The 18,338-nt window shown below is 67.6% G+C and carries 19 protein-coding genes; 8 read left to right on the top strand and 11 right to left on the bottom strand.

Annotated features, from left to right (window positions below):
* Positions 1 to 532: 532 nt before the first annotated feature.
* Positions 533 to 1,390, bottom strand: a complete 858-nt coding sequence (locus ABS88_RS15655; protein ID WP_076074834.1) for a hypothetical protein — start codon at positions 1,388 to 1,390, stop codon at positions 533 to 535.
* Positions 1,391 to 1,489: 99 nt separating this feature from the next.
* Here ABS88_RS15655 and ABS88_RS15650 point away from each other — a divergent pair, with 99 nt between their 5' ends.
* From ABS88_RS15650 to ABS88_RS15640, 3 genes are all read left to right on the top strand, one after another.
* Positions 1,490 to 2,800 carry an SLC13 family permease gene (locus ABS88_RS15650; RefSeq protein WP_076074837.1) on the top strand — a complete coding sequence of 437 codons (1,311 nt, stop codon included), beginning with the start codon at positions 1,490 to 1,492 and terminating at the stop codon, positions 2,798 to 2,800.
* Between the two features lie 81 nt (positions 2,801 to 2,881).
* Complete coding sequence (locus tag ABS88_RS15645) at positions 2,882 to 3,298, top strand: low affinity iron permease family protein (RefSeq protein WP_076074840.1); 417 nt, start codon at positions 2,882 to 2,884, stop codon at positions 3,296 to 3,298.
* Positions 3,299 to 3,340: 42 nt separating this feature from the next.
* Positions 3,341 to 4,000 carry a DUF6766 family protein gene (locus ABS88_RS15640; RefSeq protein ID WP_076074842.1) on the top strand — a complete coding sequence of 220 codons (660 nt, stop codon included), beginning with the start codon at positions 3,341 to 3,343 and terminating at the stop codon, positions 3,998 to 4,000.
* A gap of 32 nt (positions 4,001 to 4,032) precedes the next feature.
* Here ABS88_RS15640 and ABS88_RS15635 read toward each other — a convergent pair whose 3' ends face one another.
* The 4 genes from ABS88_RS15635 to ABS88_RS15620 are packed head-to-tail and all read right to left on the bottom strand — an operon-like array spanning position 4,033 to position 5,315.
* Positions 4,033 to 4,257 (bottom strand): hypothetical protein, encoded by a 225-nt coding sequence (locus tag ABS88_RS15635; RefSeq protein WP_286750096.1) that lies wholly within the window; start codon positions 4,255 to 4,257, stop codon positions 4,033 to 4,035.
* Positions 4,258 to 4,292: 35 nt separating this feature from the next.
* A complete protein-coding gene (locus ABS88_RS15630) occupies positions 4,293 to 4,631 on the bottom strand; it encodes a hypothetical protein (protein ID WP_076074848.1) in 339 nt (112 codons plus the stop codon).
* A gap of 27 nt (positions 4,632 to 4,658) precedes the next feature.
* Entirely contained in the window at positions 4,659 to 5,183 is a 525-nt protein-coding gene (locus ABS88_RS15625; protein WP_076074850.1) for a CinA family protein, read from the bottom strand.
* A gap of 6 nt (positions 5,184 to 5,189) precedes the next feature.
* Entirely contained in the window at positions 5,190 to 5,315 is a 126-nt protein-coding gene (locus ABS88_RS15620; protein ID WP_267894958.1) for a hypothetical protein, read from the bottom strand.
* Positions 5,316 to 5,457: 142 nt separating this feature from the next.
* Here ABS88_RS15620 and ABS88_RS15615 point away from each other — a divergent pair, with 142 nt between their 5' ends.
* From ABS88_RS15615 to metB, 3 genes are read left to right on the top strand one after another with little or no spacing between them, the layout of a single operon-like run.
* Positions 5,458 to 6,300, top strand: coding sequence for a LysR family transcriptional regulator (locus tag ABS88_RS15615; RefSeq protein WP_067113400.1), 843 nt, complete (start codon positions 5,458 to 5,460; stop codon positions 6,298 to 6,300).
* Positions 6,297 to 6,797 (top strand): DUF6306 domain-containing protein, encoded by a 501-nt coding sequence (locus tag ABS88_RS15610; protein WP_076074853.1) that lies wholly within the window; start codon positions 6,297 to 6,299, stop codon positions 6,795 to 6,797. The genes ABS88_RS15615 and ABS88_RS15610 overlap by 4 nt, the downstream gene beginning before the upstream one ends.
* 40 nt (positions 6,798 to 6,837) lie before the next feature.
* Positions 6,838 to 8,001 carry a cystathionine gamma-synthase gene (gene metB / locus ABS88_RS15605; RefSeq protein ID WP_076074856.1) on the top strand — a complete coding sequence of 388 codons (1,164 nt, stop codon included), beginning with the start codon at positions 6,838 to 6,840 and terminating at the stop codon, positions 7,999 to 8,001.
* A gap of 248 nt (positions 8,002 to 8,249) precedes the next feature.
* Here the strand turns inward: metB and rodA are convergent, their stop codons facing one another.
* The 5 genes from rodA to ABS88_RS15580 all read right to left on the bottom strand — a co-directional run bounded on the left by rodA (position 8,250) and on the right by ABS88_RS15580 (position 13,726).
* Positions 8,250 to 9,356: a rod shape-determining protein RodA gene (gene rodA, locus ABS88_RS15600; protein WP_076077729.1), complete on the bottom strand. Its 1,107-nt coding sequence runs from the start codon at positions 9,354 to 9,356 to the stop codon at positions 8,250 to 8,252.
* Positions 9,353 to 11,218: a penicillin-binding protein 2 gene (gene mrdA / locus ABS88_RS15595; RefSeq protein ID WP_234002431.1), complete on the bottom strand. Its 1,866-nt coding sequence runs from the start codon at positions 11,216 to 11,218 to the stop codon at positions 9,353 to 9,355. Before mrdA ends, rodA begins: the two co-directional genes overlap by 4 nt.
* A gap of 60 nt (positions 11,219 to 11,278) precedes the next feature.
* Positions 11,279 to 11,800: a rod shape-determining protein MreD gene (locus ABS88_RS15590; RefSeq protein WP_076074861.1), complete on the bottom strand. Its 522-nt coding sequence runs from the start codon at positions 11,798 to 11,800 to the stop codon at positions 11,279 to 11,281.
* A complete protein-coding gene (locus tag ABS88_RS15585; RefSeq protein WP_286750095.1) occupies positions 11,797 to 12,327 on the bottom strand; it encodes a rod shape-determining protein MreC in 531 nt (176 codons plus the stop codon). Before ABS88_RS15585 ends, ABS88_RS15590 begins: the two co-directional genes overlap by 4 nt.
* Before the next feature lie 352 nt (positions 12,328 to 12,679).
* Complete coding sequence (locus ABS88_RS15580) at positions 12,680 to 13,726, bottom strand: rod shape-determining protein (protein WP_067182815.1); 1,047 nt, start codon at positions 13,724 to 13,726, stop codon at positions 12,680 to 12,682.
* Positions 13,727 to 13,921: 195 nt separating this feature from the next.
* On the opposite strand from ABS88_RS15580, the gene mutL reads away from it, so the two are divergent.
* Positions 13,922 to 15,742, top strand: coding sequence for a DNA mismatch repair endonuclease MutL (gene mutL, locus ABS88_RS15575; protein WP_286750094.1), 1,821 nt, complete (start codon positions 13,922 to 13,924; stop codon positions 15,740 to 15,742).
* A gap of 242 nt (positions 15,743 to 15,984) precedes the next feature.
* Here the strand turns inward: mutL and ABS88_RS15570 are convergent, their stop codons facing one another.
* Positions 15,985 to 16,449 carry a MaoC family dehydratase gene (locus ABS88_RS15570; protein ID WP_067111840.1) on the bottom strand — a complete coding sequence of 155 codons (465 nt, stop codon included), beginning with the start codon at positions 16,447 to 16,449 and terminating at the stop codon, positions 15,985 to 15,987.
* A gap of 157 nt (positions 16,450 to 16,606) precedes the next feature.
* On the opposite strand from ABS88_RS15570, the gene ABS88_RS15565 reads away from it, so the two are divergent.
* Positions 16,607 to 18,211, top strand: a complete 1,605-nt coding sequence (locus ABS88_RS15565; RefSeq protein WP_104959741.1) for a M20/M25/M40 family metallo-hydrolase — start codon at positions 16,607 to 16,609, stop codon at positions 18,209 to 18,211.
* The last annotated feature ends 127 nt before the right edge of the window (positions 18,212 to 18,338 follow it).

The following is an 18,338-nucleotide window of genomic DNA, read 5'->3' as shown; positions in this document are numbered from 1 at the left end:
GATCGAGGAGGAAATCCAGCCTTTGCACATCACAGCAAAGGCCGCCTGACGATGACCCGTGGCCAACGCCGAATTTACACCATCTTGACGGACACGACCTCCTTTCTTTCGAGGACGCAGAAGAAGGGCGGTGCTTCGACAAGCTCAGCACGAACGGCAGAAAGAATGATGCAGATGCAACGCACGACGCTCAACGGTCTGTGGGGATTCGGCGTTCGGCGCGCTGCCTCATCCGTTCGTCATGCTGAACTTGTTTCAGCATCCATGGCCGGACCTTCCCTTTTGCGCCGCCTTTCATTCGAGGGCAGACCATGGACCCTGAAACAAGTTCAGGGTGACGAAAGGGAGAAACAGTGCCGAAACCCGAATCCCCGAAGGCCATAATCTGAGTCACTTCCCCCCGCTCGACACGAACGGGAATATTCGACACTCGGCGTTCTGAATCGAAACCTCTCGAAGGGGGCAGATCGGATTCAACGCACGATGCTTTGGGCGAATGCGCCCGGTCACGCGGGCATCGCGGGCAGTCGCCCTATTGGCCGACGCGGCCGGTCGACCAGGTCGCCAGCGTTTCGCCGCTAACCGGATTGGCGATGCGGACCGATTCGATGCGGACGTCGATCGCGCAGATCGGGCGCTGTTCGGTCCCGGCAGGCTGTACGCACCGGATCGGCGCGGAAGCGCCGGGGTTCGCGATGCGCCCCGACACCAGCAGCCGGAACCCGCGCGAACCGTCGAAACGCTCCTTCGGCACGCGCTGGACGATCTCGTAGGGCCGGCCGCCGCGGTGAAGGTCGCGGTCCGCTTCGTTGCCCGCGAACTGAGCGATGGCGAGCGTCTGGCCGGGCAGCGTCACGGGCTCGACGCCGCGCGCCATCGCCCGATCGCCGCGTAGCGGGCAGTCCGGGCTGCTCATCCACGGACGGCTGATCCAGAATCCTTCGGCAACCTCGGCATCCGCCGGGCCGGACGATCCCCAGTCGCCGCCCTTCCACGTCTCGGACCGGACCGAGATGCGCAATATCTGTTCGCCCTCGTCGTAGCTCCAGCGCATCGGCAGGCCGCTGTCGGCATCGGCCGGACCGCCGCAGCCGAAGGGCAGGGTGAGGTCGAAGGCGCGGCCGGCGGCGTCGGTGACCGCCTTCGGAGCCGACTGGCCGGAGGCGAAGGCGTCCGCCGCCTGCTGCGCCAGCGCGAGCAGGTCGCCGCGTTCGAGCGTCTTCACGACCGGCTTCGGCGCCGGCGTGGGGGCGGGCGCGACCGGTGCCGGCGCCTTGGGGGCCGGTGCGGTGACCCGGCCGAGGAAGAATCCGCTGCCGCCGATCGCGATGATGGCGGCGAACCCGGCGGCGATGGCGAGCCGGCTCGTTCTGACGCTGGGTTCCTGCATCGGACTTGGATAGCAAATCCTCGCCCATCCTCCAGACCCAAATGGATATTTTTTCACGAAGCGATTGACAGGGGGGCGCTGGCGATTGACGCAGGGGCGATGTCGGTGGACCAAGTTCTGACCCTGCTCGTCCTCGCGGCGGTGGTTGCGGCCCTCATCTGGGACAAGGTGCGCGCCGACGTGGTGGCCCTGACCGGCGCGGCCGTCCTGCTGATGACCGGCGTCGTGCGGCCGGTCGACGTGCAGGGGGCCTTTGCAAGCCCGGCGATCATCGCGCTCGCATCGCTGTTCGTCATCGCCTACGCGCTCGAACTTTCGGGGCTGCTCGACCGGGCGATCGCGGGAGCCGTCGCGCTGTGCCGGCGGATGGGGGCGACGGGGCTGTGGCTGTTGCTGTCGATGATCGGCAGCGTGTCCTGCTTCCTCAATTCGACCCCGATCGTCGTGCTCGGCGCGCCGGTCATCCGCGACGTCGCGACGACGCTGCGCCTGTCGCCCAAGCGCTTCCTGATCCCGCTGTCGTACATCACCATCCTGACGGGCTGCTGCACGTTGATCGGGACGTCGACCAACCTGCTGGTCGACGACATGGCAAGCCTGGCCGGGCAGGCACGCTTCGGCATCTTCGAGATCACGCCCGTCGGCCTGCCGATGGCGCTGATCGGCGGCCTCTACCTCTTCCTGTTCAGCGGCCGGCTGCTCGGCGGCAAGCACGAGGCGGACGAGCGCGCGGGCGACGCGCCCGAAATCGACCAGGCGCATATCGCCAACGCCCAGGTCGGCGACGCCTCGCTGTTCGCGCAGGAGCGCCCGTTCCGCCCGCTCAAGGCGGCGATCTCGCTCGCGATCTTCGTGGCGGCGGTGGCGCTGGCGACCGCCGGTGTCGCGCCGATCGCGGCGACGGCGTTCGCGGGCGCGGTGCTGCTGATCCTGCTGCGCGTGATCAGCGCCGACGAGGCCTATAGCGGCCTGAAGCCCGAGATATTGATTCTGATCGCCGGCATGGTGGTGATCGGGATCGCGATGGAGAAGAGCGGGCTCGCCGCCGCGGCCTCCGAGCGGCTGATCTCGGGCGTCCACGGACTGAGTCCGCTGGCGGCGTTGATCATCCTCTATCTGGTGACGATGGTGCTCACCGAACTGCTGTCCAACGCGACGGTGGCGGTGCTCGTGACGCCGGTGTCCGTTGCGCTCGCCGAAAGCCTTTCGGTCAGCCCGCGGCCGTTCCTCGTCGCCGTGATGATGGCCGCGAGCGCCGCCTTCGCGACGCCCTTCGGCTATCAGACCAACGTCATCGTCTATCAGATGGGCGGCTATCGCTATCTCGATTTCGTGCGCATCGGCCTGCCGCTCAACCTCATCACCTTCGTGGTCGCGATCGCCTCGATCCGGTTCTTCTTTCCCTTCTGACTCCGGGCCTCGGCCGTACCCGCAACCTGCGACGCGCATGGGCGTTGAAGGCGGGGGCGGCTTGGCAACGGAGAGCAGACAATGTCGGTCGATGCGGTATTCACGAAGATCGCCTCGCGATGCGCCCATATCATGGGGCAGCCGCAGACGTTCATGACCGCCATGGCGCTGGTCGTGATCTGGGCCGCAAGCGGCCCCGTGCTCCACTATTCGGACACCTGGCAACTGATCGTCAACACCGCGACGACGGTACTGACTTTCCTTGCCGTCTTCCTGATCCAGAACAGCCAGAACCGCGACGGCGCCGCGATGCAGGCCAAACTCGACGAGATATTGCGATCGCTCGAAAAAGCGCGCGAGCAGTTCGTCGGGATCGAACATCTGACCGACGCGCAGATCGAGGAGATCCGGCGCGCGCTGGAAAAGGACATAGAGGCTGGCGACAGCAGGAACCGCACCGCGGTTCCCTCGGTCGAGCGCCTGTTGCAGCGCTATTGATCGCGCGACGAGCGATGAAGCGAACGGACGTGGAGAGCGAAGATGCGTCTGCTGAAAGACAATAGCCTGACCCTCGTCCTGCTGCTGCTGTTCGCCGGGAGCATCGTCGGCCAGTGGCTTGCCGGCTGGCACGTCGCGATCGAGGATGCCGTCCGCCATGGCGCGGTCGCGCCGTCGCTCCTGCACTATACGGTCAGTCCCGAATTCCTCTCGTCGGTCTTCGAGAATTGGGAGAGCGAGTTCCTCCAGATGTCGGCCTATGTCGTGCTGACCGCCATATTGATCCAGCGCGGCTCCGCGGAATCGAAGGACCCCGACAGCCCGCCGCGCGATGCCGATCTGGCCGTGCAGGCGATGAAGCCGGGCGCCCCCGCGATCCTGCGCAAGGGCCGGCTGGCGCGCGCGCTCTATGCGCGGTCGCTCGGGATCGTCCTCTTCATCCTCTTCCTGCTGTCCTTCCTCATGCACTGGACCCAGAGCGCGAAGGCCGCGGCGCAGGAGGCGGCGGAGCATGGAGAGGCCGCGCTGTCGACGATCGCCTATCTCGGCGACCCGCAGCTCTGGTTCGAATCCTTCCAGAACTGGCAGAGCGAGTTCCTGTCGACCGCCGTCCTCGTCGTGCTCTCGATCTTCCTGCGCCAGCGCGAATCGCCCGAATCGAAAGCGGTCGCCGCGCCGCATGCGCACACCGGCGCCGAGTGATCGCTGCCGGAGCGCGGGCGAAAGGCAGCCGGTCAGTAAGCGGGCGAGTCGCTCGCCGGAAAGGATTCGTCGACCGCCTGATCGACCTTGTTCCAATCGCGGCGCGTCTTATCGCGCATGCCCTCGGGACCGGCGGAGCGGGTCTGGTCGAAATTCTCGGGGTCGGTCTCGTTGTCGCAGAAGGCGGCCGAATGCTCGTCGCTCTTGACGGGTTCGGCCGCCTTGGGCCGCCGGGCGAACCAGAAAAGCGCTCCCACGGCGAGAGCTCCGATCATTTTGACAGATGTCCGTATCATGTGTCGTTCCTCTTCCACGGAGGCAACGGCGGATCGGACACAAGGTTGCGCCGATCCCCACGTCTCGTCGGATTATCGGGGCGACGCGTGTCTTGCACGGTCTCGTCGTGACGCGGCGCGGAGAACGGAACGTTGATTGCGGCAATCGAACCCCAGGGGAGGCATTCGGCGACGGGCCGTCCGTCGATCCGCGTTTCGAACGCGGCGCCCTGCGGGTCGAGCGCCATGAGCCGCCCCTCGCGCCATTCGGGCTCGGCCTCCGCCTTGCTCAGATACCGGACCAGCGGCGGGTGGGCGCGATCGCCGGCCAGCAGGCGTCCCAGAAATTGCAGCATGCCGTCTCCCTTCGAGGCTGCGCCTCATTATCGCGGCAGCGCGGCTTCGGTCCGGCAGGCGCGCGCCGCGCTTGTCACCAGCGCCAGCGCCGCCATCACCGCATGGTCCAGCACGCGTTCGCGCCCGAGGTCGCCGAAATGGCACGTCTGTTGCGCCAGCCCGGTCCGGCTGCTCGCGCAGGCGAGATAGACGAGACCCACTTCCTCATCCTTCTGCTGCGGTCCGCAAAAGCCGGTCACCGCGATCGCGATGTCGGCGCCGCTGCGTTCGAGCGCGCCGGTCGCCAGTCCTTCGGCAACCTCGGCATTGACGGCTTCGCAGCGGGCGACGTCGGCGGGCGAAATCCCCAGCATCTCGGTCTTGGACTGCGCCGAATAGACGACGAAGCCGCGATCGAGATGCGGGCCCAGGCCGGGATCGCTCGCCAGCAGCGCGGCGAGCTGGCCGCCGGTACAGCTTTCCGCGGTCGCGATGCGGAGATCGCTGCCGGCGAGAGCCGCCGCCAGTTCCGTCTTGCGAACCTCCATTTCGGGATGTGGTGATGCGCCCATCGCGCGTCACATCGTCGCGGCGAGAATATGGGTCGCGGCGAGAATATAGGTGGCGTCGGTATCGGTCCTGTCGGTCACATCGGCCTCCATCGTCGGCCCGCCCGCGAGAGCGAAACGACGGGGCAGGGCCATGGTTGCGCGCGCCGTTCCTTTTTGACGGGGCGAGATTGACGAAGAGCGGATTCGCTGCGGCGGCGTCTTGTCACGCCATCGCCCGTCTTATAGAAAGCAGCAGATAAATAGATGCGATTTGCGATTGAAAGAAAAATTGTTGATGGATGTCGGCGTCGCCCGCACCTTTCTGGAAATCGTGAAAACCGGCAGCTTCGTCGGTGCGGCCGCCGATCTCGGCCTGACGCAAACAGCCGTCAGCGCGCGGATCCGGGGGCTGGAAGCGCAGCTTGGCCGGCCCTTGTTCGTCCGCAACAAGGCGGGCGCGCGCCTGACCCCGGCGGGCGAGCAGTTCCTGCGCTTCGCGACGACGATGGTTCAGGTGTGGGACCGCGCGCAACAGGCGGTGGCGCTGCCGCCCGGACGGCATACGGTGGTGACGATCGGCGCGGAGCTCAGCCTGTGGAGCCCGCTCCTGCGCCATTGGCTGATCTGGATGCGCCGCGAATGCCCCGACATCGCCGTCAGCACCTCGATCGATGCATCCGACCGGCTGCTCGACCGCGTGCAGGACGGGTCGCTCGACATTGCCGTGCTCTATGCCGCGCCGCGCCTGCCCGGCGTCGTTGCCGAACTGCTGTTCGAGGAGAAGCTGGTGCTCGTCCGCACCGCGCCGGTCGACCGCCCGCTCGCGGCCGACGATCATGTACGCATCGACTGGGGCCCCGACTTCGCCGCCGGCTATCAGGCCGCCTTTCCCGACCAGCCCAATGCGGTCGTGTCGATCGACTATGGGCCGCTCGCGCTCGATTATATCCTCGCGACGGGCGGCAGCGGTTATTTCCGCGAAGGTTTCATCCAGTCGCATATCGAGCAGGGGCGGCTCGCGCGGGTGCCCGACAGCCCCGAATTTTCCTATTCCGCCTATGCCGTCCATTCGGCGACCGCCGATGCGGGGGTGATCGAGCGCGCGCGGCGCGGCCTGCACGCGGCGGCGGCGGCATGAGCGACGAACGCGCCTCGCCCGTCTGCTACGGCGCCGAAGCCGACGACGTCTATATGGGCTATGCGTCGCGCGACGAGATACTGGCGGCGCTCAACGAATTGCTCGAGGCCGAGCGCGCCGGAGCGCGCGTCGCACTGGCGAGCGTCGGCGACGCCACCGGGCCCGAACATGCCGCGATGATGCGCGTCGTTCGCGCCGACGAAGCCCGCTGGTGCGCGATGCTCTCGCGCCAGATCCGGCGGCTCGGCGGCACGCCGTCGCGCCGGTGCGGCGCCTTTCACGGCAAGGCGATGGCGATCGCGGACCCTGTCGAGCGGCTCGCCTTCCTCAACCGCGGTCAGGCGTGGGTGGTGCGCAAGCTCGCCGACCTGACGCGGCGGGTGCGCGACGATGCGCTCCACGCCGACCTGCGCCGCATGGCCGACAGCCATGTAGTGAATATCGACAGCGCCGCGGCCTTTCTGGACCGGGTGCGCCCGCCGGAGCACGGGGAATAGAGGCGCTTCATCGCGATGCGGCCAGACGGAAGGATATGAAATGACGGAGCGGGCAGAGGGCTTGCGGCCAGAGACGATCGCGGCCGCGCACGGCGTCGCAAGCGACGTGGCGTTCGGAGCGATCGCGCCGCCGCTCTACCTGTCGAGCACCTACGAGTTCGCGGGGTTCGAGCAGCCGCGCGCTTATGATTACGGCCGCGCCGCCAATCCGACCCGCGACCTGCTGGCGACCGCGCTGGCAAAGCTCGAAGGCGGCGCGGGCGCGATCCTGACGGCGAGCGGGATGGCGGCGCTCGACCTGATCGTGTCGCGGCTGCCCGCCGGCGCCGTCGTGATCGCTCCGCACGATTGCTATGGCGGGACGATGCGCCTCCTCAAGGCGCGCGAGCAACTCGGGCAAGTGTCGCTGCGGCTCGTCGACCAGCGCGACGGGGATGCGGTGGCGGCGGCGCTGTCGGGCGCGCCCGCGCTGATGCTCATCGAAACCCCGAGCAACCCGCTGCTTCGCGTCGTCGACATCGCCGCGCTGTCGGCGCGGGCGAAGGCGGCGGGGGCGGCGGTCGCGGTCGACAACACCTTCCTGTCGCCGGCGCTCCAGCGGCCGCTCGCGCTCGGCGCCGACTATGTCATCCACTCGACCACCAAATATCTGAACGGCCATTCGGACGTGATCGGCGGCGCGGTCGTCGCCGCCGACGCCGAACAGGCCGCCAGCCTGTCGCAATGGGCGAATATCGTCGGATGCGGCGGATCGCCCTTCGACGCATGGCTGACGCTGCGCGGCCTGCGCACGCTGTTCCCGCGCATGCGCCAGCAACAGGCGAACGCGATGGCGATCGCCCGGATGCTGAGCGACCATCCGGCGGTTTCCGCGGTCCATTATCCGGGGCTGGAAACGCATCCCGACCATGCACTCGCGGCGCGCCAGCAGCAGGGGTTCGGCGCGATGCTCAGCTTCGATCTGGCGGGCGGCGCCACGGCGGCGAAGCGGCTGGTCGCGGCGCTGCGCGTCTTCACCTTCGCCGAATCGCTCGGCGGCGTCGAAAGCCTGATCGTCCATCCCGCGACGATGACGCACGCCGACATGGGCGACGATGCGCGGCGCGTGGCCGGGATCGGCGAGGGCCTGCTGCGCGTGTCGGTGGGGATCGAGGCCGAGCACGACCTGATCGAGGATATGAAGGCGGGGCTGGCGGCCTGCTGACACCGCCGCCATGCGGTTTGCCATCGCCCAATTCCGTTCGTGTCGAGCGAAGTCGAGACACCCATCGACCTTGCACCCTGCCGATGGATGACCGTGCTTTAGACTCCGATGACTTTGGATTGGCCCACTTCGTCATTGCGAGCGGAACGAAGCAATCCAGGGCGGTTTACGCGACTCTGGATTGCCGCGCGGCTTCGCCGCTCGCAATGACGGGGCCGTCTGATGTCATCATGGTCCAAGCCGGAATCTCAGTGAAAGCGGCGCACGCCGGTGCGGCTGTCATTCTCGATCGCCAGGATGATGCCGACGCAGGTCATGATCGTCAGCATCGACGACCCGCCATAGGAAAAGAGCGGCAGCGGGATGCCGACGACCGGCGCGAGGCCCATCACCATCATCAGGTTGATCGCGATGTAGAAGAAGATCGTCATGGTCAGCCCGGTCGCGACCAGTTGTCCGAAGCGGGTGCGCGCATTCATCGCGACGCGCGTCGACCAGCGCAGCAGCAGGAAGAAACCGAACATCAGCGCCAGTCCGCCGATCAGCCCCCATTCCTCCGCCATCGTCGCGAAGATGAAGTCGGTATGGCCTTCGGGCAGATAGTCGAGATGGCTCTGCGACCCGTTGAGAAACCCCTTGCCGCTGATCCCGCCCGACCCGATCGCGATCTTCGACTGGCTGATGTGATAGCCGGCGCCCAGCGGATCGCTTTCGGGGTCGAGAAAGATCAGCACCCGTTTCTGCTGATAGTCGTGCAGCATGGAAAAGAGGATGGGCAGGGCGGCGGCGCCCGCGATCACGGCGCTGCCGAACCACCAGAGCGGCAGGCCGGCGACGAACATCACGATCGCGCCGCTCGCGCAGATGGCGAGCGCGGTGCCGAGGTCGGGCTGCAGCATCACCAGCGCGGCGGGGATGCCGATCATCACCAGCGCGGGCCACAGCGCGGTCCAGCTTCGCGTCTCGCCGGGCGGCAACTGGGTATAGAAGCGCGCGAGCGCGAGGACGATCGCGACCTTCATCAGCTCGGACGGCTGAAGGTTCATGAAACCCAGGTTGAGCCAGCGCTGGCTGCCGCCGCCGACGAAGCCGAGCAGTTCGACCGCGACCAGCAGCACCGCGACCCCCAGATAGCCGAGGTAAGAGAAATCCTCGAAGAAGCGGAGCGGAATGCGCCCGATGGCCAGCGCCATCGTCAGGAAGATGGCGAAGCGGGTGCCCTGCTGCAACGCCCAGGGCGATGCGTTGCCGCCTGCCGCCGAATAGAGGACGAGCAGCCCGAAACCGGTGATCGCGGACAGCAGGGCGATGAGCTTCCACGGAATGCGCTGGATCGCTGGCGGAACCGGGATCATCGCGGCGCTCCCGGTTCGGGGTCGCTCGACGCGCCCGCTTTCCACGCCGCATAGTCGCGGTTCATGCGCTCGGTAATCGTGCCGCCCCAGCCGGCCTCGAAGCCTTCGAGCGCCGCCATCGCCTTTTCGCGGTCGTAGAGGAAGGTGAAGATGTCCTTCGCCACCGGCGCCGCGGCGCGCGATCCGCCCATACCGTGCTCGATCACCACCGATGCGGCATAGCGCGGATTGTCGACCGGCGCGAAGCAGACGAACAGGCCGTGGTCGCGATATTTCCACGTCCCGCCCTTGCCGTTGCCGCCCGAGGCGAGCCCGCGCACCTGCGCGGTGCCGGTCTTGCCAGCCATCGCGATGCCGTCGAGCGGCAGGCGGCTGCGCACCGCGGTGCCGGGGCCGTTGACGACGCGGTTCATGCCTTCGCGCGCGACCGCCAGATGCTCTTCGGCAAAGGGCAGCGGCTTGTTCTCGAACTGGCGGTTGATCAGGCGCGGATAGAGCGCGCGGCCCGATGCGATGCGCGCCGCCATCACCGCGAGCTGGAGCGGGTTGGCGAGCACATAGCCCTGGCCGATCACCGCGTTGAGCGAATCCGACGCGCTCCATTCGCGGTGATATTTGCGCATCTTCCATTCGCTGTCGGGAACGGTGCCGTATCGCTGCGCGCTGCCCGCGAGCTGATATTCCTCGCCCAATCCCAGCAGGCGCGCGGTCGGCGCGATCGCGTCATAGCCGAGCCGGTGGCCGAGCCAGTAGAAATAGCTGTTGCAGCTCTTTTCGATCGCGGTCGGCATGTCGATCGTGCCGTGCCGGCCGAGGCAGCGGAAGAAGCGGCTGCCGAGCCGATAGCCGCCGATGCACGTGTGCTTCTCGCCCGGGTCGACGCCATGTTCCATCGCCGCGATCGCCGCCATCGGCTTCAGCGTCGATCCCGGCGGATAGAGGCCGCGCGTCGCCTTGTTGATCAGCGGCTGGTGGTCGTCGGCGCGCAGCCAGGCATATTCCGAATTGCTGATCCCGTCCGAAAAGCTGTTCGGGTCGAAGCTGGGCATCGATACGAAGGAGAGGATGTCGCCGTTCAGGCAGTCGATGACGATCGCCGCCCCCGATTCGCGCCCCATCCGCCGCGCGACATATTCCTGCAGGTCGGCGTCGATCGTCAGGTGGACCGTCTTGCCCTGCACGTCGGGCTGGGTGCTGAGGTCGCGGACGACCTTGCCGCGCGCCGTCACCTCGACGCGCCGCGCGCCGGGCTTGCCCTTCAGCACGTCCTCGAAATATTTCTCCAGCCCGTCCTTGCCGATCTTGAACCCCGGCGTGATGTAGAGCGGGTTCTTCGCCTTTTCATATTCCTCGGCATTCGGGGCGCCGACATAGCCGATCAGATGGCCGACCGCCGCGCCGGTCGGATAGTTGCGGGCAAAGCCGCGCGCGGGGGCGATGCCCGACAGGTCGGGCAGGCGGACGAGCACCGCGCTATAATCCTGTTCGGTGACGTCCTCCGCCACTGCGACCGGCTGAAAGCCCGACGCGGCCTTCAGGTCGCGCTCGATCCGGTCCATCGCGTCGCCGTCGAGGCGCAGCAAAGTGCGAAGCTGGCCGAGCACCAGATCCTTGTTGTGCAGCCGGTCGGGGATGATGTCGATGCGCAGGCTGACGCGGTTGTTGGCGAGCGCCTTGCCGTGGCGATCGACGATCCAGCCGCGGCGCGGCGGGACGAGCGTCAGGTTGACGCGATTGCTTTCCGATTCGAGCACATAGCGGTCGTTGTCGACGACCGAGATATAGGCCATGCGCGTCGCGAGCGCGGCGCCGACCGCCATCTGCCCGCCGCCGACCAGCAGCGTGCGCCGCGTGAAGGTCATTCCCCTCCAGGCTTCGGTGATCGGCATCGTCTGACGCGGATTTTTGCGGCGCATGGGGAGTTATCGGCGTTTCAGGCGGAAATTGTCAAACGCGCCGGTCAGGCGCAGGAACAGCGGCACGAGCAGCGCCGAGACGACGATCTGCGGCACGACGAGGCCCAGCAGGTGCCCCGCCGGCGCGTGCGGGTGCGCGATCAGCGCCGCCGCCGCCTGGACCGCGGCGGCGAGCAGCGCGGCGATGCCCCAGTCGTGAAAGAAGCCGCGCCAATAGATGCGCTGCGAGAAATAATGGATCGCGATGCTGGCGAGCGTCCACAGGCCGATCGCGGTGCCGATCGGCGCGCCGCTGAACAGGTCGTCCCACAGCCCGAGCGGCAGGCCGATCCACACCGGCCACATCTCGGTGCGCAGCAATTGCCAGCATAGGAAGAAGAGCAGCCCCATCGGGGGAAGCACGGGCGAGCTGGCGACGAGCGGCAGCATCAGCGGCAGCGCCGAGGCGAGCATCACGCTCGCGATCGGCACGATCCGCATCCGCCAGAGCGACGCCGGCTCGCCAAGGCGCGGTCCGGCGCGGTTCATGGCGTTCCGGCGGGGGGCGCCGCGGGCGCCGCCCGCGCTTCCAGATTGTCGGGGGTATAGGGCCGCAACACCGCGACCGCATCGACCTTCGCCGGGTCGGCGAGCGGCCGCGCGAGCGCGCCGTCATCCTGTCGCCGTACGACGATCGCGACCGGGATGTTGGGCGGATAGAGGCCGCCGGTGCCCGAGGTGACGAGGATGTCGCCCGGCTTGAACGGGTTGTTCGCGATGTTGAGCGTGCGGATGTCGAGATCGCCGTTGCCGCGCCCGTTGGCGAGCGCGGGCAGGCCGTCGCGCGCGCGGCGGACGGGCACGACATTGTCGACGTCGGTCAGCAGCAGCACCTGCGACACCGACGGTCCGGCGGTGAGCACGCGCCCGATCAGCCCGTCGGCGCCGCGCACCGGCTGCCCCGCCGCCACCCCGACGTTGCGGCCGATGCTGAGCAGCGCGAGGCGCCGGCTGCTGGTCGAGGTCGAGGTGAGCAGATAGCCGTGCGCGAGCGCCGCCTTGTCGGTCTGCTGCAACTGGAGCAACGCTTTGAGCTGGCGGTTCTCCTCTTCGAGCGAAGACGTCGCGACCAGCTTGCGCCGCGTCTCCGCCAGTTCCTTGCGCAGCCGCCGGTTCTGCGATCCCGCGCCGACATAGGCGGAGACCGCGTCGTCGATGCCGGAGATCGACCCCGTGACCGAGCGGGTGACGCGCGCGATGGGCGGCGAAGCCGACGGGATCGACCACCGATAGGACCGCGAGCAACAGGCCCGCCACCGCCCCCGTCACCGCAATGACATAGGCCGCGAACAGGCCGTACTGGGCCTTTCGGGATTGCCCCGGACGTCGATGTGCCGGGCGGACCATGGGGGAACCTCTACCGTTCGATCAGGCTTGCTGCAGCACGCCGCGGAAGGCGGGGTCCTCCATCGCGCGGCCGGTGCCGATCGCGACGCAGGTCAGCGGATCCTCGGCGACCGTCACCGGCAGGCCGGTCGCGTCGCGCAGCAGTTCGTCGAGTTCGGCGATCAGAGCACCGCCGCCCGTCAGCACGATACCCTGGTCGACGATGTCGGCCGCGAGTTCGGGCGCGGTATTTTCCAGCGCGATGCGCACGCCCTCGACGATCGTGCCGATCGGTTCGGACAGCGCCTCGGCGATCTGCGCCTGGTTGATGGAGATTTCCTTGGGCACCCCGTTGACGAGGTCGCGGCCCTTGATGTGGATCGTCAGCCCGACGCCGTCCGACGGAATGCGCGCGATGCCGAAATCCTTCTTGATCCGCTCGGCGGTCGATTCGCCGATCAGCAGATTGTGGTGGCGGCGGACATAGGAGACGATCGCCTCGTCCATCTTGTCGCCCCCGGCGCGGACCGAGGTGGTGTAGGCGAGGCCACGCAGCGACAGCACCGCGACCTCGGTCGTGCCGCCGCCGATGTCGACCACCATCGACCCGATCGGTTCGGTGACGGGCATGTCGGCGCCGATGGCGGCCGCCATCGGTTCCTCGATCAGCCAAACCTGGCTGGCCCCCGCGTTCGATGCGGCGTCGCGGATCGCGCGGCGCTCGACGCTCGTCGAGCCCGACGGCACGCAGATCACGATTTCGGGGCTGCGAAAGGCGTTGGGCTTGCCGCCGTGGACCTTGGTGATGAAATGCTTGATCATCTGCTCGGCGACGTCGATGTCGGCGATCACGCCGTCGCGCAGCGGGCGAATCGCCTCGATCGTGTCGGGTGTCTTGCCCATCATCAGCTTGGCGTCGTCGCCGACCGCCTTCACCCGCTTGATGCCGTTCAGCGTCTCGACCGCGACGACCGAGGGTTCGTTGAGAACGATGCCCTTTCCGCGCACATAGACGACGGTGTTCGCCGTGCCGAGGTCGATCGCCATGTCTTGGGAATTGAATTTCAGAAACCGGGAAAAGAAGGACATCTATACTGTTCCTGCCATCGAAGCCGCTCCCCCGGACGGGGGCGCCCCTGTCGCCATTCTCGCCGCTTGTCCGCCCGCAGCCAAGACCATATCAAGGGGAGATTCCGGCTCGACCAAAGGAGGGCTGGCTGGATGGAGCGATAGGACTGTGCGGATGGGTCGCGATTTGCGTCCGACTGCGCTAGGAGAGCGGTCATGTCAATACGCCGCCTGCCGGAAAAGCTCGTAAATCGGATCGCGGCCGGTGAAGTGGTCGAAAGACCGGCTGCGGCGCTGAAAGAACTGGTTGAAAACGCCATCGACTCGGGCGCGACCCGCATTTCGGTGCGAATCGCCGAGGGCGGGATCGCGCGGCTGGAGGTCGAGGACGACGGCTGCGGAATGACCTCGGCGGAGATGGCGCTGGCGCTCGAACGCCACGCGACGTCGAAGCTGCCGGGCGACGCGATCGAGGATGTCACGACGCTCGGCTTTCGCGGCGAGGCGCTGCCTTCGATCGCCAGCGTCGCCCGCATGACGCTCGAAAGCCGCATTGCGCGCGGCGACGGCTGGCGGCGGGTGGTCGACAATGGCGCGCTGGCGGGCGAGGGGCCCGCGGCGCTGGCGACGGGCACGCGCGTCGTGGTCGAAGACCTGTTCGCCCGCGTCCCGGCGCGGCGCAAGTTCCTGCGCAGCGCGCGCAGCGAATATGCGAGCTGCCTCGACGGGGTGAAAAGGCTCGCGATGGCGCGGCCCGACATCGGCTTCACGGTCGAGCACGATGGGCGGCGGGTACTCGACGTGCAGGGCGGGCAGGACCGGCTCGCGCGCGTCGCGGCGCTGACCAGCCGCGAGCTGGCGGACAACAGCATCGGCGTCGATCTCGATCGCGGCGAAGTGCATCTGGGCGGCGTCATCAGCCTGCCGACCTACAATCGCGGCATCGCCGATCATCAATATCTGTTCGTCAACGGCCGGCCGGTGAAGGACCGGCTGCTCGTCGGGGCGCTGCGCGGCGCCTATGCCGACCTGCTCGCGCGCGACCGCCATCCGGTCGTTGCCTTGTTCCTCGACCTGCCGACGGGCGAGGTCGACGTCAACGTCCACCCCGCCAAGACCGAGGTGCGTTTCCGCGACCCGCAACTGGTGCGCGGGATGATCGTCGGCGGCCTGCGGCGCGCGCTCGACGAGCATGGCTTCCGCAGCGTCCAGCGCCCGGCCGAGGCGGCGCTCGCCGCGTGGCGGCAGGAACCGGTCGCATCTGGACCCGAATCGGCGACGGGTTTCCTGTTCGGCCATCGCACCGAGCCCGCCGTGCATCTGTTCGGCGCCGATGTCCCGCCGCCGGCCGAGGATGTCGCGCGCGTCTATGACCGGGTGACGCCCTTCGCGGGCCCCGCTGCACCCATCGCGGGCCGCGCCGAGGTCGCCGAGGCGCCGCCGCCCGCGGCCGGGGCGCACCCGCTCGGAATCGCGCGCGGGCAGATCGCGAAAACCTATATCGTCGCAGAGGCCGAGGACGGGCTGGTCATCGTCGATCAGCATGCCGCACACGAGCGGCTGGTGCTCGAGACGCTGCGCCGCGGTATGGCGGGACAGGGCGTCGCGTCGCAGGGCCTGCTGCTGCCCGAAGTGGTCGAACTCGACGAACCCGCCTGCGACCGGCTCGAAGCGGCGTCGCCGCAGCTTGCGGCGCTGGGCGTCGAACTCGAACGCTTCGGTCCCGCGGCGGTGATGGTGCGCGCGACCCCCGCGATGCTGGGAACGATCGACTGCCGCAAGCTCGTCACCGACATTGCCGACGATCTCGCGGGCTATGACGCCGCACTCGGCCTTTCGGAAAAGCTGGAGCTGGTCGCGGCGACGATGGCCTGCCACGGCTCGGTCCGCGCCGGCCGGACGCTGGCGGTCGCGGAGATGAACGCGCTGCTCCGGCAGATGGAGGTGGCGCCGCATTCGGGCCAGTGCAACCACGGTCGTCCGACCTGGGTGAAACTGGCGATGGACGACGTCGAAAAACTGTTCGGCCGGAAATAGGGACGGGACGATAGCGCCGCCGAATGAAAGGGGCGGAAAGCCGCCGGCTTCCCGCCCCTCGACGATCTGTGACCGTCACCCTCGGGTCGCAGAGGGTTGAGGGCTCCATCGCTGCATTTGTCGGGAGTGTCATACCCCAAATGGGTGATCTGACATGTTTTTTCAGGACGTGCCGGCGATGATCGCGTCGCTTCGCCGACGCGTTCCCGCTCGATTTCGACGGTCACGCAAACAGGGCGGGTTTACGCTTGTCCGTTGCCCGCCGCGTCCCGGACGCGGATCAGGCCCGCCGAGCGCATCGTCATCACCGGCTCGTCATGCTGGTTGAGCACCGTGAGCTTCGAGGACAGGATCCCCATGTCGGGCCGCTTCGCGGAGCGGCGCTTTTCGACGACCTCCATCTCGCAGCGCAGCGTGTCGCCGGGATAGACGGGCTTCAGCCAGCGCAGTTCGTCGATGCCGGGAGAGCCGAGCCCGGCCTGTTCATGTGCCTTCATGTGATCGACCATCATCCGCATCGCCATCGCGCCGGTGTGCCAGCCGCTCGCCGACAGACGGCCGAAATAGGTCTGCGCCGCCGCCTCGTCGTCGAGGTGAAAAGGCTGTGGGTCGTATCGGCTCGCAAAATCGACGACTTCCTCGCGCGTCACCAGCTTGCTGCCGAAGCGCTGGATTTTCCCGACCTCTATATCCTCGTAATAAAGCATGGCGCGCCTATGCGCGGAAAGGCGCGGGCGAGGCAAGGGGCTTGTCGTCGCCGACCGGCCGGGCGGATTGCGCCTTGATTTGCACCGCGCGCATGGTGCATCCGGTTGCAACGGCAACGAAGGGGAATTTCCGATCATGAGAAGGACTTGGATCGCCATGGCCCTGGCGGTGACAGGGGCGGGGGCGGCGCTCGTCGCGGTGCCTGCGGCAGGACAGAAGGCGGACGACGCCGACACCAACGCGATCATCGACCAGGGCTTCAACCACAGCCAGGTGATGCGCATCGCGCAGGAGATGACCGACGGGCTGGGTCCGCGCCTCACCAATTCGCCCGCGATGCGCCGCGCCGAGCAATGGGCGATCGACCGCTTCGCCGGCTGGGGTCTCGCCAATGTCCGCCGCGAGGGGTTCGAGTTCGGCCGCGGCTGGGAAATCCTGTCGGTCGACGTGCGCATGACGGCGCCGCGGCCGCTCGCGCTGACGGCGATACCGATCGCCTGGACCCCGTCGACCGGCGGCGCGATCACCGCGCCGATCCTCGTCGCGCCGATGAGCAAGGAAGAGCATTTCGCCGAATGGAAGGGCAAGCTGGCCGGTAGGATCGTGCTCGTCACGCTCCCCGGCACCGGCGACGAGCCCGAAAAGGCTCCCTTCCGGCGTCTCGGCAGTGAGGATTTCGAGAAGCTCGAGGCCTTTCGCCAGCCCAAATATGATCCCGACGCGATCAACAAGCGCCTCGAGCGCGTCAGCTTCGCCGAAAAGCTCGACGCCTTCCTCAAGGCCGAAGGGGCGGTCGCCTGGGTCCGGCAGTCGTACCGCGACGGCAAGCTGGTGCATGGCGAGGGCTATAACTACCGCGTCGGCCACACGCTGTCGCTGCCCGGTGTCGAACTGGCGGCGGAGGATTATCGCCGCCTCGCGCGCCTCGCCAAGTCGGGCCCGGCGCCGCAGCTTTCGATCGACAGCAACGTCCGCTTCGACGACAGCGACACGAAGGCGTACAACATCATCGCCGACATCCCGGGCAGCGACCCGAAGGCCGGCTATGTGATGGCGGGCGCGCATTTCGACAGCTGGGTCGCGGGCGACGGCGCGACCGACAATGCCGCGGGCAGCGCGGTGGTGATGGAGGCGGCGCGCATCCTCAAGACGTTGGGCGTCCGGCCGAAGCGGACGATCCGCTTCGTGCTGTGGACGGGCGAGGAGCAGGGGCTTCTCGGCAGCCTCGCCTATGTCGACAAGCATCTCGCGACGCGTCCCGGCCCGACCGAGGCCGAGGACGGCAATGCGCTCTATTACGGGTGGCCGAACCGCTATCCGGTGACGCCGCGGCCCGGCTACGGCGACCTCAAGGCCTATTTCAACATGGACAATGGCTCGGGCAAGCTGCGCGGCGTTTATGCCGAGGGCAATGTCGCCGCGGTTCCGCTGCTCCAGGCGTGGCTCGCGCCGTTCGCCAGCATGGGCGCCGGAAAGGTCGTCGCGGCGCCCACCGGCGGCACCGACCATGTCTATATGCAATCGGTCGGCGTGCCGGGCTTCCAGTTCATCCAGGACCCGCTCGATTACGGCTCGCGCACGCACCACAGCAGCGCCGATACCTTCGATCATCTGAAGGCTGACGACCTGCGCCAGGCGTCGGTGGTGATGGCGGGGATGCTGCTGGCATCGGCGAACAGCGACAAGGTGCTGCCGCGCTTCCCGGTCCCGTCGCAGCCGGCCCCCTATGACCCGTTCCAGTACAAGGACCCGGATCAATAGGATCGCAGCAGCCTCTTTCCCGTTCGTGTCTCGACTTCGCTCGACACGAACGGAAAAAGGAAGCGGATTTGGCCTTTAGAGCATCCGTGCCTTAAATATGCACCGTTTGCCCTGAGCTTGTCGAAGG

It is taken from the genome of Sphingopyxis sp. SCN 67-31, assembly GCF_001725095.1.
The sequence above is the reverse complement of the archived record's forward strand: the minus strand, read 5'-3'. Positions and strand labels throughout refer to the sequence as shown.